General features: G+C 63.3%; 13 protein-coding genes. 6 read left to right on the forward strand and 7 right to left on the reverse strand.

Going from position 1 to position 14701, the window contains the following annotated elements; all coding sequences use genetic code 11:
• Positions 1-108 precede the first annotated feature (108 nt).
• From dusB to JV241A_RS22050, 6 genes are all read left to right on the forward strand, one after another.
• Positions 109-1122 carry a tRNA dihydrouridine synthase DusB gene (gene dusB, locus JV241A_RS22025; RefSeq protein WP_134064461.1) on the forward strand — a complete coding sequence of 338 codons (1014 nt, stop codon included), beginning with the start codon at positions 109-111 and terminating at the stop codon, positions 1120-1122.
• Positions 1119-1439: a DNA-binding transcriptional regulator Fis gene (gene fis, locus JV241A_RS22030; RefSeq protein ID WP_003186237.1), complete on the forward strand. Its 321-nt coding sequence runs from the start codon at positions 1119-1121 to the stop codon at positions 1437-1439. Before dusB ends, fis begins: the two co-directional genes overlap by 4 nt.
• 82 nt (positions 1440-1521) lie before the next feature.
• Complete coding sequence (purH, locus tag JV241A_RS22035; protein WP_134064463.1) at positions 1522-3129, forward strand: bifunctional phosphoribosylaminoimidazolecarboxamide formyltransferase/IMP cyclohydrolase; 1608 nt, start codon at positions 1522-1524, stop codon at positions 3127-3129.
• 168 nt (positions 3130-3297) lie between these two features.
• Positions 3298-4593: a phosphoribosylamine--glycine ligase gene (gene purD, locus JV241A_RS22040; RefSeq protein WP_115088973.1), complete on the forward strand. Its 1296-nt coding sequence runs from the start codon at positions 3298-3300 to the stop codon at positions 4591-4593.
• 135 nt (positions 4594-4728) lie between these two features.
• Positions 4729-7500, forward strand: a complete 2772-nt coding sequence (locus tag JV241A_RS22045; protein ID WP_115088974.1) for a hybrid sensor histidine kinase/response regulator — start codon at positions 4729-4731, stop codon at positions 7498-7500.
• A 45-nt stretch (positions 7501-7545) separates the two neighbouring features.
• Positions 7546-8142 carry a MarC family protein gene (locus JV241A_RS22050; protein WP_115088976.1) on the forward strand — a complete coding sequence of 199 codons (597 nt, stop codon included), beginning with the start codon at positions 7546-7548 and terminating at the stop codon, positions 8140-8142.
• Here the strand turns inward: JV241A_RS22050 and JV241A_RS22055 are convergent.
• The 7 genes from JV241A_RS22055 to cobG all read right to left on the reverse strand — a co-directional run bounded on the left by JV241A_RS22055 (position 8139) and on the right by cobG (position 14670).
• Entirely contained in the window at positions 8139-8762 is a 624-nt protein-coding gene (locus tag JV241A_RS22055; protein WP_115088978.1) for a hypothetical protein, read from the reverse strand. The genes JV241A_RS22050 and JV241A_RS22055 overlap by 4 nt on opposite strands.
• On the reverse strand, positions 8755-9438 hold the full coding sequence (locus JV241A_RS22060; RefSeq protein ID WP_115088981.1) for a hypothetical protein: 684 nt from the start codon (positions 9436-9438) through the stop codon (positions 8755-8757). The genes JV241A_RS22055 and JV241A_RS22060 overlap by 8 nt, the downstream gene beginning before the upstream one ends.
• A gap of 54 nt (positions 9439-9492) precedes the next feature.
• On the reverse strand, positions 9493-10182 hold the full coding sequence (locus tag JV241A_RS22065) for a hypothetical protein (protein ID WP_115088982.1): 690 nt from the start codon (positions 10180-10182) through the stop codon (positions 9493-9495).
• A gap of 103 nt (positions 10183-10285) precedes the next feature.
• Complete coding sequence (gene cobJ, locus JV241A_RS22070) at positions 10286-11986, reverse strand: precorrin-3B C(17)-methyltransferase (protein ID WP_134064465.1); 1701 nt, start codon at positions 11984-11986, stop codon at positions 10286-10288.
• Entirely contained in the window at positions 11986-12717 is a 732-nt protein-coding gene (locus JV241A_RS22075) for a precorrin-2 C(20)-methyltransferase (RefSeq protein WP_115088985.1), read from the reverse strand. Before JV241A_RS22075 ends, cobJ begins: the two co-directional genes overlap by 1 nt.
• A complete protein-coding gene (locus tag JV241A_RS22080) occupies positions 12717-13343 on the reverse strand; it encodes a precorrin-8X methylmutase (RefSeq protein WP_134064467.1) in 627 nt (208 codons plus the stop codon). Before JV241A_RS22080 ends, JV241A_RS22075 begins: the two co-directional genes overlap by 1 nt.
• The gene (gene cobG, locus JV241A_RS22085; RefSeq protein ID WP_258578712.1) at positions 13336-14670 is read right to left on the reverse strand and encodes a precorrin-3B synthase; all 1335 of its coding nucleotides are present in this window, start codon (positions 14668-14670) and stop codon (positions 13336-13338) included. The genes JV241A_RS22080 and cobG overlap by 8 nt, the downstream gene beginning before the upstream one ends.
• Between the last annotated feature and the right edge of the window lie 31 nt (positions 14671-14701).

The raw sequence follows: 14701 nt of genomic DNA on the forward strand, positions 1-14701 counted from the left end.
AACTGTTCAGATTTTATCCAAATCCATCTTTATCCGGTCACCGAGAGCGGGTATCATGCCAACCCTTTTTCGAACTCTAATGATCCGGCCCCACAACAGGGAACTCCTATGTCGGCGGTACGCATCGGCCCATACACACTGCAGAACGCCCTGATCCTCGCGCCGATGGCCGGGGTCACGGACCAGCCCTTTCGTCAGTTGTGCCGGCGAATGGGTGCAGGCCTGGTGGTGTCGGAGATGGTCAGCAGCGACATGAGCCTGTGGAACAGCCGCAAGTCGCGCCTGCGCATGATTCACGAAGGTGATCCCGAGCCACGCTCGGTACAGATCGCCGGTGGTGACGCGCAGATGCTCGCAGCAGCGGCCCGGGCCAATGTCGAGGCCGGCGCACAGATCATCGACATCAACATGGGCTGCCCGGCAAAAAAAGTCTGCAACAAGGCCGCAGGCTCTGCTTTATTGAAAGATGAAGCCCTGGTCAGCGAAATCCTCCACGCGGTGGTTGCCGCCGTGGACGTGCCGGTCACGCTGAAGATCCGTACCGGCTGGGACAGGGCCAACAAGAACGGCCTGACTGTGGCGAGGATCGCCGAGCAGGCCGGGATCCAGGCACTGGCGGTACATGGACGCACACGCGCCGACCTCTACACCGGTGAAGCCGAATACGACACCATCGCGGCGATCAAGCAGGCGGTGTCGATCCCGGTTTTTGCCAATGGCGATATCACTTCGCCAGAAAAGGCCCGGGCGGTGCTGGATGCCACCGGGGCCGACGGTCTGCTGATTGGCCGGGCTGCCCAGGGGCGGCCATGGATCTTTCGCGAGATCGAGCATTACCTGCGCACCGGCGAAAAACTGCCGGCGCCGCAGCTGGACGAAGTGGAACGAATTCTGCTGGAGCACCTGACCGCGTTGCACGCCTTCTACGGCGATGTGATGGGCGTACGTATCGCCCGCAAGCACGTTGGTTGGTACCTGGCAACGCTACCGGGCGCCAAGGAGTTTCGCGCCCAGTTCAACCGTTTGGAAGACACGCAAGCGCAGTGCGCCAACGTTCGCAGCTTCTTCAGCGAACGTGAACAGAGCCTTGAGACAGAGGACGGACAAGGGGTGGCCGCATGACGATGATGACCGAGACTTTAGTGAGTGGAACAACGCCCGTGAGCGACAACGTCAACCTGAAACAGCACCTGAATACGCCGAGCGAAGAGGGTCAGACCCTTCGCGGCAGTGTGGAAAAGGCGCTGCACAACTATTTCGCCCATCTTGAGGGCGCGGCCGTCACGGACGTGTACAACCTGGTGCTCTCGGAAGTCGAAGCGCCGTTGCTCGAAAGCGTAATGAACTACGTCAAGGGTAACCAGACCAAGGCCAGCGAGCTGCTCGGGCTCAACCGCGGCACCTTGCGCAAGAAACTCAAGCAGTACGATTTATTGTAAGCAAGCATCCAAACCAGAAAAGGCGGCTCCCATTCGATGAGGTCGCCTTTTTTGCTGACTCCACCGCGTTATGGAATCTGAAATGACCGACCAGACTACCCGCCTGCCGATCCGCCGCGCCTTGATCAGCGTCTCCGACAAGACCGGGATCCTTGAATTCGCCCGTGAGCTGCAACAGCTCGGCGTCGAGATCCTGTCCACCGGCGGCACCTTCAAGTTGCTCCAGGACAATGGCGTTGCCGCGGTGGAAGTTGCCGATTACACCGGCTTCGCTGAAATGATGGACGGCCGGGTCAAGACCCTGCACCCGAAAATCCACGGCGGCATCCTCGGCCGTCGCGGTACCGATGACGCCATCATGGCCGAACACGGGATCAAGCCGATCGATCTGGTCGCGGTCAACCTGTACCCGTTCGAAGCCACCATCTCCAAGCCTGGCTGTGACCTGCCGACCGCTATCGAGAACATCGACATCGGCGGCCCGACCATGGTCCGCTCGGCGGCCAAGAACCACAAAGACGTCGCCATCGTGGTCAACGCCAGCGACTACGGCCAGGTTCTGGAAAACCTCAAGGCCGGCGGCCTGACCTACGCCCAGCGCTTCGACCTGATGCTCAAGGCGTTCGAGCACACCGCCGCCTACGACGGCATGATCGCCAACTACATGGGCACCGTGAACCAGGCTGCCGAGAGCCTTTCGACCTCCGGTCGCAGTGAGTTCCCGCGCACCTTCAACAGCCAGTTCGTCAAGGCCCAGGAAATGCGCTACGGCGAGAACCCGCACCAGAGCGCGGCGTTCTATGTCGAGGCCAAGCCTGCCGAAGCCGGCATCGCCACCGCCGTACAGCTGCAGGGCAAAGAGCTTTCGTACAACAACGTGGCCGATACCGACGCCGCGCTGGAATGCGTGAAGAGCTTCGTCAAGCCGGCCTGCGTCATCGTCAAGCACGCCAACCCGTGCGGCGTGGCCGTCAGCCCGGACGCCGAAGGCGGTATCCGCCAGGCCTACGAACTGGCCTATGCCACCGACACCGAGTCGGCCTTCGGCGGCATCATCGCCTTCAACCGCGAGCTGGACGCTGAAACCGCCAAGGCCATCGTCGAGCGCCAGTTCGTCGAAGTGATCATCGCCCCGAGCGTCAGCGACGAAGCTCGCGCCGTAGTGGCTGCCAAGGCCAACGTACGTTTGCTGGCCTGCGGCGAGTGGTCGGCTGAACGTGCCGCTGCCTGGGACTTCAAGCGCGTCACTGGCGGCCTGCTGGTGCAGAGCCGCGACATCGGCATGATCACCGCGGGCGACCTGAAAGTGGTCACCAAGCGCGCGCCGACCGAGCAAGAGATCCACGACCTGATCTTCGCCTGGAAAGTGGCCAAGTACGTCAAGTCCAACGCCATCGTCTACGCCAAAAACCGCCAGACCATCGGTGTCGGCGCCGGCCAGATGAGCCGCGTCAACTCCGCCCGTATCGCGGCAATCAAAGCCGAGCACGCTGGCCTGCAGGTGCAGGGCGCGGTCATGGCATCGGATGCGTTCTTCCCGTTCCGTGATGGCATCGACAACGCTGCCAAAGTGGGCATCACTGCGGTAATCCAGCCGGGTGGCTCGATGCGCGATGCCGAAGTCATCGCAGCCGCTGACGAAGCCGGCATCGCCATGGTCTTCACCGGCATGCGTCACTTCCGGCACTGAGTGAAGCAGCGACAAGCTCCAAGCTGCAAGCTGCAAGAAAAAGCGCATCGAGTCGCATCCTCTTGCAGTTGCAGCCCCTTAAATTTCAGAGTTGCAAGCTACGCAAAGGGCAGCACTGGCTGCTTTTTCTTGTAGCTTGCAGCTTGCAGCTTCTCCGAAGGAGCCTTCATGAAAATTTTGATTATCGGTAGCGGCGGTCGTGAACACGCCCTGGCCTGGAAAGTCGCTCAGGACCCTCGGGTCGAGAAAGTCTTCGTTGCCCCGGGCAACGCCGGCACCGCCACCGAAGCCAAGTGCGAGAACGTCGACATCGACGTCAGCGCCCTGGAGCAACTGGCCGATTTCGCCGAGAAGAATGTCGCCCTGACCATCGTCGGCCCTGAAGGCCCGCTGGTTGCCGGTGTCGTCGACCTGTTCCGCAGCCGCGGCCTGGACTGCTTTGGCCCAACCAAGGGCGCAGCCCAGCTGGAAGGCTCCAAGGCTTTCACCAAGGACTTCCTGGCGCGCCACAAGATCCCGACCGCCGACTACCAGAACTTCACCGAGATCGAGCCAGCGCTGGCTTATCTGCGTGAAAAAGGCGCGCCGATCGTGATCAAGGCCGACGGCCTGGCCGCCGGTAAAGGCGTGATCGTCGCCATGACCCTGACCGAAGCCGAAGATGCCGTACGCGACATGCTCGCCGGCAACGCCTTTGGTGACGCCGGTTCGCGCGTGGTGATCGAAGAGTTCCTCGACGGCGAGGAAGCCAGCTTCATCGTCATGGTCGACGGCCACAACGTGCTGCCAATGGCCACCAGCCAGGACCACAAACGTGTCGGCGACGGCGACACCGGCCCGAACACCGGCGGCATGGGCGCCTACTCGCCAGCGCCAGTGGTCACCGCCGACGTGCACCAGCGCGTGATGGACCTGGTGATCTGGCCAACCGTGCGCGGCATGGCCGAGGAAGGCAACGTCTACACCGGCTTCCTCTATGCCGGCCTGATGATCGACAAAGCCGGCAACCCGAAAGTCATCGAGTTCAACTGCCGCTTCGGCGACCCGGAAACCCAGCCGGTCATGCTACGCCTGGAATCGAGCCTGGTGCTGCTGATCGAAGCCGCCTTCGCCAAGGCCCTGGACAAGGTCGAAGCACAGTGGGACCCGCGCCCGAGCCTGGGTGTAGTCCTGGCTGCCGGTGGCTACCCGGGCGACTACAGCAAGGGTGCTGCGATCAATGGCCTGGACGCTGCCGCGAAGCTCGAAGGCAAAGTCTTCCACGCCGGCACCGCGCTCAAGGATGGCCAGGTGGTTGCCACTGGCGGCCGCGTGCTCTGCGCCACCGCCCTGGGCAACAGCGTCGAGTCCGCGCAGCAACAAGCTTACCGCCTGGCTGCCGAGATCAACTGGGACGGCAGCTTCTACCGCAAGGACATCGGCTACCGCGCCATTGCCCGCGAACGCGGTGAACACCAGCAGTAAACAGGTGCCTGGAGGCAGCGACGTGGCAAGCGTCCTGCCCCCGGCTCGTCGACAGGGCCCGCCATGGGCCTTGCCTTCGGCTTGGCGCGCCGCGCATAGTTACCATCCGGCATTTGGCTAAGAAGGGATTTCGTCTTGCGTTGGCTCAGGATTGCCATTGGTCTCACCGTCAGCTTGCTGACCCTGCTCTGCCTGTTCCCGGCTGCGGCCGAACAAGGCAGTGGATGGGCGGTATTGCTTGACGATCAGGCCAGCCTGCAATTGAGCGATGTACGTTCCGAACGCTACCGCAACCAGTTCAGCCCCCTCGAACTCAACGAACTCAACGCTGCCACGCCCGACCAGGCGTTGTGGCTGCACTACCGGCTGGAGCCCGGACAGCAGGAAAAACTGCTGCGGGTCTTCGCCCCCGACCTGTCGCGCCTGGACCTTTACGCCCTCAACGGCGATCGACTGATCAAGCAGATCCACAACGGTCGCCAGAACGACAGCGGTGACCCTTACCTGCGCAGCAGCGACCATGTCCTGGCCCTGCCCAACAGCGCGCAACCGCTGGACGTCTACCTGCGCCTGGTGTCAGAGCACCAGCTGCGTCCGGCCATCAGCCTCGAGCCTGCCGCCCAGGCCGCCGCCGACCAGCGCCAGCCGCTGTTCTTCGGCCTGTTGTTCGGCTGCCTGCTGATGCTGATGCTGCACAACCTGATCCGCTTCGCCTATTCACGCTCCAGCACCAGCCTGGCCCTGGCGGTCTACCATGCGCTGATGCTGCTCAGCGCGCTGATTTTGCTCAACCTCAGCGGCCCCTGGTGGAGCCTCTGGCATTCGGCGCAAACACCGGCGGCCTACCTCACCGCCCTGTTGGCATCGCTGGCCGGCCTGACCTTCACCCTGCGCTTCTTCACGCCCTGCGAACAACCGCGCCTGAGCCGCCTGCTGCAGGTGGAAATGCTTGTGGTCGCGCTCTGCGGCCTGCTGCTGCTGTTCGTCGATACCCTGCCGCTGAACCTGATGACCTACGCGCTGATGGCCTTGGGCAGCCTGACCATGCTGCTGGTGTCCAGCTACCACTGGTACAAGGGCTACGCCCCGGCGCGGTTGTTCGCCGTGGCCATGCTGGTGTTCAATATCGGCTGCCTGGTGGTGTTGCCGGCCCTGCTTGGCCTGACCCGCACGCCAACCCAATGGCTGTTGTTCATACTCCTTGGGCTGACCAGCGTCAGTGGCCTGTTGCTCAACCTCGCGGTCAGCGAGCGTTTGCGGCGCATCAGTGAAGAACGCTTCAGCGCCAGCCGCGAGCTGGCCGCCAGCAACGCAGAGATCAATGCCAAGGCCGAGTTCCTGGCCAAGATCAGCCACGAGATCCGCACGCCCATGAACGGCGTACTGGGCATGACCGAGCTGCTGCTCGGCACCCCGTTGTCGGTCAAGCAACGTGATTACGTGCAAACCATCCACAGCGCCGGCAACGAGCTGCTGACCCTGATCAACGAGATCCTCGACATCTCCAAGCTCGAATCCGGGCAGATCGAACTGGATGACGTGCAGTTCGACCTCAATGCCTTGATCGAAGATTGCCTGAGTATCTTCCGGGCCAAGGCCGAACAACAGAACATCGAACTGATCAGCTTCACCCAGCCGCAGGTGCCGCGGGTCATCAGTGGCGACCCGACACGCCTGCGCCAGGCCTTGCTGAGCCTGCTGGAAAACGCCCTGAAGAAAACCGACCAGGGCGAGATCCTGCTGGTGGTCGCCCTCGATCAACGCGGTGACAGCCCGCGCCTGCGCATTGCCGTGCAGGACAGCGGCGAACCGATCCCGCCGGGTGAGCGCGAAGCGCTGCTGCAGGCAGAACTGCACAGCAAGCATTTCCTTTCCAGCAACAAGCTCGGCGGCCACCTGGGGCTGGTGATCGCCAAGCAGCTGATCACCCTGATGCAGGGCGAGTTCGGCATCAAGACCAGCCACAGCATGGGCAACACCCTGTGGATGACCCTGCCGCTCGACCCATTGCGTCTCGAACAACCGCCCGCCGACCTCGACGGCCCGCTGCGCGGCGCCCGGGTGCTGGTGGTCGACGACAACGACACCTGCCGCAAGGTTCTGGTACAGCAGTGCAGCGCCTGGGGCATGAACGTCAGCGCCGTGCCGTCGGGCAAGGAAGCCCTGGCCCTGCTGCGCACCAAGGCGCACCTGCGCGACTACTTCGATGCGGTGCTGCTCGATCAGAACATGCCCGGCATGACCGGCATGCAGCTGGCGGCGAAGATCAAGGAAGACCCGAGCCTCAACCACGACATCCTGCTGGTGATGCTCACCGGCATCAGCAATGCGCCGAGCAAGGTCATCGCCCGCAATGCCGGGGTCAAGCGTATCCTGGCCAAACCGGTGGCCGGCTACACCCTCAAGACCACCCTGGCCGAAGAGCTGGCCCAGCGCAGCAAGGGCCAGCCGAGCATACCGATGCAGGCCAGCCTGTCAGCGCCATTGAACCTGCCCAGCGATTTCCGCATCCTGGTGGCCGAAGACAACAACATCTCGACCAAGGTGATCCGCGGCATGCTCGGCAAGTTGAGCCTGGAGCCAGACACCGCCAGCAACGGCGAGGAGGCCTTGCAGGCGATGAAGGCCAACCATTACGACCTGGTGTTGATGGACTGTGAAATGCCGGTGCTCGACGGTTTTTCCGCCACCCAGCAGTTGCGCATCTGGGAAGTCAGCAACCAGCGCCGGCGCACGCCTGTGGTAGCCCTGACCGCGCACATCCTCGCCGAGCACAAGGAGCGCGCGCGCCTGGCGGGCATGGACGGGCACATGTCCAAACCGGTAGAGCTGTCGCAACTGCGTGAACTGATCGAACATTGGGTGGCGCGCCGCGAAGCCGAATCAAGTCAGATTCCGACCCCGTAATTCGCATACACTTCCCTCTCGTCACCCTTGCCGCGAGCCTCGACCATGCTTCATGAGTTATTCAGCGTCTACCTGAAAATGCTCGTGCTCTACAGCCCGTTCTTCGTGCTCTCCTGCTTTATCAGCCTGACTCGCGGCTACTCCAGCAAGGAGCGCAAGCAACTGGCGTGGCGCGTCGCAATCGCCGTGCTGGTTGCCAGCGTGTTGCTGTACCTGTTCGGGAGGGCGATCTTCGGCATATTCGGAATTACGGTGGATGCTTTTCGCATCGGCGCCGGTAGCGTGCTGTTCATTTCCGCGCTGGGCATGGCCCAGGGAAAATCGGCGGTGCAGACCGACAACGTGCAGCAGGACGTGACCATCGTGCCGCTGACCATCCCCCTGACCGTCGGCCCCGGCACCATCGGTGCGCTGCTGGTGATGGGTGTTGGCCAGCCACACTGGGACGACAAACTGCTGGCCATCGTCAGTATCGCCCTGGCCAGCTTCACGGTTGGCCTGGTGCTGTACCTGTCGAACCGTATCGAGCGGATTCTCGGGGATCAGGGTTTGCAGATCGTTAGTCGCTTGATGGGCTTGTTCGTCTGCGCCCTGGCGGCGCAGATCATCTTTACCGGGATCAAGGGCTACCTGGTGCCCTAGAGTTCCAGTTCAAGGATTTCCCGCAGGGCGATAGTCTCCAGGCTCCGCTCCACCTTGCTTCTGAACTGTTGATCGAACAGACGGGTGTTAAAGCGCACCAGCTCGGCCCTGACCTGCTGGTGTCTGCGTTTACGAAACAGAAAGCCGGCGGCGACTTGCGATTGCTCAAGCTCTTCGTAATACAGCACCATGTCCACCGCGCCATTTCGGCCCGGCGCACACGGCAACAACTGAAACACGCCCTGCTCACGCGTACGCCGCTCAAACTGTACCAAGGCCCTGGCGTCCTGCTTGAGCCCCCGCATGGCCAACTCCGTCGAACTTGCATACTGGCTGCCGGCGACGGCCGAGATGGCCTTTAGCGCGCTATCGACAATATCCGAGCGTTCGTTGCCCGGCCAATGGACCTCGCTAGGCGGCACCGCGTCCCAGCCATAGAACTTCAGTTTGTTCTTGTAGTAGCTGTACCAGTTCTGCACCTGGCCCTGTTCATGGACAAAGCGGGTTTCCCGTTCGGCTTGCAATACTGCAAGCTTCACCGAGCTGCGTTGCGCAGGAGTCAGGCCGGGCATGAACGACATCAGGCCGGCGCCCACCACTGTTGCCTGTGGCTTATTCATGAGCATCTCCTGGCACTCTGTGCAACAAGTCGCCTCGCTCCTGTTGCTTGTGCTCGATCAAGGTTCGCAACTGGGCACGCTGGAGCTCGAAGCGTTCAACGTCCAGTTGCGCCGACAGCCCCTTGACCACAACCTCCCCCTGCAACGCCCTTGCCAGCAACGGTCCCTCGAAATTCACCCGCTCTACAGCTTCGCTGGTGTGCAAGGCGATACTGCACAGGTTGATCACCGGCCCCGGGTGGACCAGTCCAATCTCCAACGCAAGCCGCGTACCGCACTGACTGCTTTCGAAGGTGAAACCGCGAAAGCCGTCCAGGCTGCTCTGTGCCCGGTTCAGCCTGACCAGACCCTGCTCGATGACGTTGTCCGCCGAGGGGAACTGGCTGTCCAGCCACAGCCGTAAAGGCTGGATGGGTGCGAGCAATGAACATGCACCGGCAGACTGCGTATCGTGGAAGAACTGGGTAATGATCCAGCCGCGCTCGGAAAGCTCCTTGCGGTATCGCCCATACCACGGTGGATAGTCCAGAAAACGCGAGCCCACAACCTTGTTGGCCCGCAACTGGCAGTACAACAGCGAATCGAGTACTGCCTGGCGCTGAGCAGGCGTTACCCCGGCGGCAATCAGCAGCAGGGTGCCGCCAGCCGTCCATACCGAGTAGTCGTCCGTTTCCATGATCCTTGCTCCTGAAATGCCAGGATGGCCCGGCGAGCGAGCCACCCCGGGCGGTCAGATCTCGTAGTCGAGCACGTTGCCGAGGCTGCGGTCGCCCAGTTTGCTCTCGATAGTGGCGCGCACCCGCTCGTACACCGGCTTGTTGAACGACAGCGCCGCAGCGCCGGTATAGAACTCGGCGGAACTGCTGTTCCATTCCAGAACGAAGACATCCAGGTCCTTGGCAGAGGTGTCCGAATGTATGCAGCTCATGGCCAGGACCACTTCACCGTCGGAGGTTTCGATACAGGAGGCCAGACCGATGGTGGCGGTTTTTTTGTTTTTGACGTTGCGATCAAACAGCTTCTGCGCCTGCTCAACCTGCCCCAGCTTCGCCAGCGCATCGTTAGTCAGCTTGTTCAGCGCCACACCGACGGGACCGCCCATCACCGCAGTGCCTATCGCGCCCAGCGCCTTGGAGGCGACGGCGCCGACAGTCAGCGTCTTGGAGGAAGTAAATTCGCGCTCATAGCTACGACGTGCGGTGACCCAGCCACAGTCCTGCAGAACTTTAAGAAACTGCTTGAACCAGGCTTCACCCTGGCCTTCCTGGTCATACAGCTTGCTGGCCACCAGGGATGCGAACTGGTAAGAGTTTTTCACGTCGGTGCGGCTTTGCACTGACATGCCGGCACCAAATGCCATCAGCGATTGTTCCAGAACTGCAGCGGTATTGGTGCTCAGAATTTCGGTGGTGTCGTTCATCTCGAATAGTCCTTTTCATGAAGCCCCGGTCGCTATCGACAGGGGTTTTCACGCTATTCGAGATGGCCGTTTCAATCAGGACCGAAAGCCTTCCACTACAGATTCAATCCTGCGCCGGATACCAGCGTGGGGTATAGACCCACTGCCCACCGTCGGCGCGGGCAAACTCGCAGGTAGTCGAGGAGCCGACCAGCACCATGGTACGCATATCGACCATGTCCGGTTGCAGCTCGCCGAGCGTGACCACCCTCAACGTCTGCCCCGGCCTACCGATGTCGCGGCCAAGGACTACAGGGGTCGGCGCGGCGCGGTGCTGGCGAACAATCTCCAGGGCCCGACCAAGCTGCCAGGGACGCGAGCGCGAGATCGGATTGTAGAAGGCCAATGCCAGGTCGGCCTGGCAGGCCAGGTCCAGGCGTTTCTCGATGATCGACCAGGGCTTGAGGTTGTCCGACAGCGACAGCACACAGAAGTCATGCCCCAAGGGTGCGCCCGCCTGCGCCGCGGTCGCCAGGGAGGCCGAAACGCCGGGCAGCATTTCCAGCTCCACCGCGTGCCAGTGCGGATCGCTCGACTCGTGCAGCGCTTCGAGCACTGCCGCGGCCATGGCGAACACACCTGGATCGCCCGAGGACACCACCACCACCGAACGCCCTTGCGCCGCCAGCTCGAAGGCATGGCGGGCACGCTGCATCTCTTCGCGGTTGTCGGTGCAGTGCAACACCTGGTCGGCACGGAACGGCCCGGCCATGCGCACATAGGTTTCATAGCCGAGCACATCGTTGGCCCGTGCCAGCTCGGCCTTGACCGCAGGCACCATCAGGTCGGCAGCGCCAGGCCCGAGGCCGATCACTGCCAGACGACCACGGGCGCGGCCGATCTGTTGCGGATCGATCGGCTGGTTCGCGACCACGATGGCCAGGCCATCGGTCACCGCCTGCGGTGGCAGCAATTGCGGCATTACCAGAGCGGCCAGGGCACTGGCATCACCGGCGCCCGGAGCAAAGCGCAGGGCCACGCCCAGCTCGGCCGCAGCAGCGTGCAAGGCCGGGTTGGCCATGTGCTCGTCTGCTGCCAGCAGGCAGGCCAGCGCCGGCTCGGCAATCCATGCAGCCTGCAGCGCATCACGAATAGCCTGGGCCAGTTCCGGCGGCACTTCACTGACCGCAACCATCACACAACGCGGATAGATCACCAGCTCATTGGCCGAGGCTTCACGGGCATCACAACCGACATGAATCGCCAGCTGCGCCTGCTCGCTCTGTGGCAACTGCGCCTGTTCCAGCCAGGGCGCGGCGCCGTCGATGCGCACGCTTTCACCGGCCAGCAGGTCGGAAACGAAGCGCTTGCCCAGTTCCAGGTCCGCCAGGGCATAGCCGCTGGGCGGGTTGAGCAGGCAGGTACCAAAGCGCAGCTCGCCGCTGGTGGTAATCGCCGCCGCCACACCCAGGCCGGCCGCGATTTCCCGGGCCATGACATTGACCCCGCCCAGGCCACCGAGCAGCGGTACCACGGCGCTGCCATCCTCGGCCACCGCCAGTACCGGCGGCTCGGCGCCCTTCTCCAGCAACAGGCCGGCCAGGGTGCGGATGACGATGCCGGCAGCGCACAGCGCGATGATCGGCGTGTCTTGCTGGTAGAGCTGGCGCAAGGTCGCGCCAAACTCCTGGTAACTGCGGTCGGCGCCTTCGACCCGGCCTTCAAGGCCATGGATCAGTGCGTCCGGGTACAACTGCTGGATCTTGCGGGCAGTGGCCAGGCTGCCTTTGCCAAGAATGACGATGGCCGGGGCTTTACGGATCATCAGCCTTGCCACCTTTCACCGGGAACGATGATCAGCGAGAAGTACGGTGACGACTGCGGGTCGACCTCATCCAGCGCCACGATCTTCTGGTTGGCCATGGTCGCCCGTTCCACGTACAGCGCGCGCTCGGCCAGGCCGAGTTCGGCCAACACATCGCGGACCTTGGGGAAGTTGCGTCCAAGCTTCATGATCACCGCGGCATCGGCATCGGCCAGGCGGCGCTTGAGTTCATCGTGGGGCAGCACGCCGGAGAGCACCGACAGGCTCTGGTTGCGGTAGACCAGCGGCGCACCGAGCACCGAGGCACCGCCGAGCATCGAGCAGACACCCGGGATCACCTGCGCTTCGTAGCGCTCGGCGAGGCGGTCGTGCAGGTACATGTAGGAGCCGTAGAAGAACGGATCACCTTCGCAGATAACCGCCACATCGCGGCCGGCATCCAGGTGCGCGGCAACCTCAAGGCTGGCGGCATCGTAAAAGTCGCTGATGACCTGTTCATAGGACAACGGCGCCGGCAGCACTTCGGTGGTCACCGGGTACACCAGGGGCAGCAAGGTCTGGGCCTCCTGCAAATGGCTCTCGATGATGCCAAAGGCGTTGCCACGCTTGCCCTTGGCGACGAAGTAGGCCACCACCGGCGATTCGCGCAGCAGGCGCAGCGCCTTGACGGTGATCAGTTCCGGGTCGCCAGGGCCGACGCCCAGGCCCAGCAAACGTCCACGAGCCTGCATCATTCGACCTCCGTGGCCAGGGCATTGACCGCCGCTGCGGCCATGGCGCTACCGCCCAGGCGCCCCTGCATGATCACGAACGGCACGCCACGACTGTCGGCGGCGAGCATCGCCTTGGACTCCGCAGCGCCGACAAAGCCCACCGGGAAGCCGAGGATCAACGCGGGTTTAGGCGCGCCGGCGTCGAGCATTTCCAGCAGGTAGAACAGTGCCGTCGGCGCGTTGCCGATGACCACCACACTGCCTTCCAGGTGCGGCCGCCACAACTCCAGGGCCACCGCCGAGCGGGTGTTGCCCAGTTCGCGGGCAAGCTCCGGCACCTGCTCGTCGCGCAAGGTACAGATCACCGGGTTGTTGGCCGGCAGGCGTGCGCGGGTAATACCCTCGGAGACCATCCGCGCATCGCAGAGAATCGGCGCCCCAGCGGCCAGGGCATCGCGCCCGGCCTTGCCGGCGCCCGCGGAAAACTGCAGGCCATCGATCGCATCGACCATGCCGCAGGCGTGAATCACGCGGACCGCGAGTTTTTCCAGATCGGCCGGGATGCGATCGAGCCGGGCTTCCTCTCGAATGATCGCGAAGGAATTGCGATAGATCTCCTGACCATCGCGGATGTAATCAATCATCAAGGGTGCTCCGTGAGCAGGCGTCTAGCAATGCGCCGGCTTCTTTTAGTGTGAGGTTGCGTGCGTGCAGCTGGCCGAAGCCTGGCTGGGCATCGTCACGCAGATACAAGTCGTAGTGGCCGGGGCTCTGCGCCAGCAAGGTCGCCGGGGCCACGTGGGCCATGGCGCAAGAGCGCGGGCAGCCACTCAGGTGCACGCTGGCCGGGGCACCGGGGGCCAGCAGGGTCGCCAGCAGGCGGGCATCGCCCTTGGTTTCGGCCTGGCCCTTGGCACAGCCGGCGGAACCGGTGCAGGCGACCAGACGGGACAGTTGCTCACTCGCAGAGACCAGCAGCCCCAGTTGGGCCAGACCCTCGCTGACCCGCTCGGCATGGCGCTGGGCAATAGCGGGCAGCAACAGGCTTTGCCAGGGTGTCATGCGCAGGGTGCCGTCGCCCTGTTCACGTGCAAGCCGGGCCGCGCCGCGCAGCATCGAAGGGTTCAGGCGGCCCAGCGGCGCTGCGGCACCGACAGCGCTCAGGCTGGTTTGCAGCTGGGGATAAATGCCCAGATAGCTGGCCGCGGTCAGCGAGCGGCGCCATTGACAGACCGCTGCGTCAGCCCGGATCGGCAAGCCCAACCCGGCGATAAACACCTCTGGCGCATGCTCGCTCAGCAACTGGCGCATCCGCGTCTGTTCTGGCCGGGCCAGGTCGAGAAAACGATTGAGCACCGCCAGCACCAGCTCATGCCCCCGCGTCAGGGGCACAGCGCCCAACGGCGCATCCTTGGCCGGGCACCCGGCCAGGCCGAATGCCAGCCACAGTTCGCCGTCCAGGTTCAGGGGGCTGAGCCATAAGTCATGGGGATGTTCGAGCATCGCCAGGGCTTCACCGCCATCCAGTTGCACGGCGAACTTGGCCGACAACTGATGAAAACGCGGAGTGGTTTCCAGCGACTGCAGCAGTTGCTGCGCCAAGGGCCGGGTGTCGAACAGCAACTGCGGATCAAGGCCGGCCACGGGGCTGAGCATCAGGTTACGCACATCATCGCCGGCCGCATCACGCGGGCCCAGGCCCGCCGCCAGCAGCCCTTCGATCAGAGCGCCATGCTCGCCAGCAATGCCGCGAATCTGCAGGTTGCCGCGGTTGGTGACTTCTATTTCACCCCCCGCATAGCGCTCGGCCGCAGTGGCAACGGCATCGGCCTGATCAGCCGTCAGCGCACCGCCTGCCAGCTTGATCCGGCAGATGCCGCCGTCCAGCGCCTGGACGATGCGCCACAACCCCGGACAGGCCGAGGGACGCAGCGAAGCTTGGGGCTGGTGGGCCGATACAGGCTGGTTCAAAAGGTCACCCGGCAATCGTGAAAAGGCACTT

Origin of the sequence: Pseudomonas sp. JV241A, assembly GCF_900275665.1 — a bacterium.
GTDB classification, from domain to species: Bacteria; Pseudomonadota; Gammaproteobacteria; order Pseudomonadales; family Pseudomonadaceae; genus Aquipseudomonas; species Aquipseudomonas wadenswilerensis.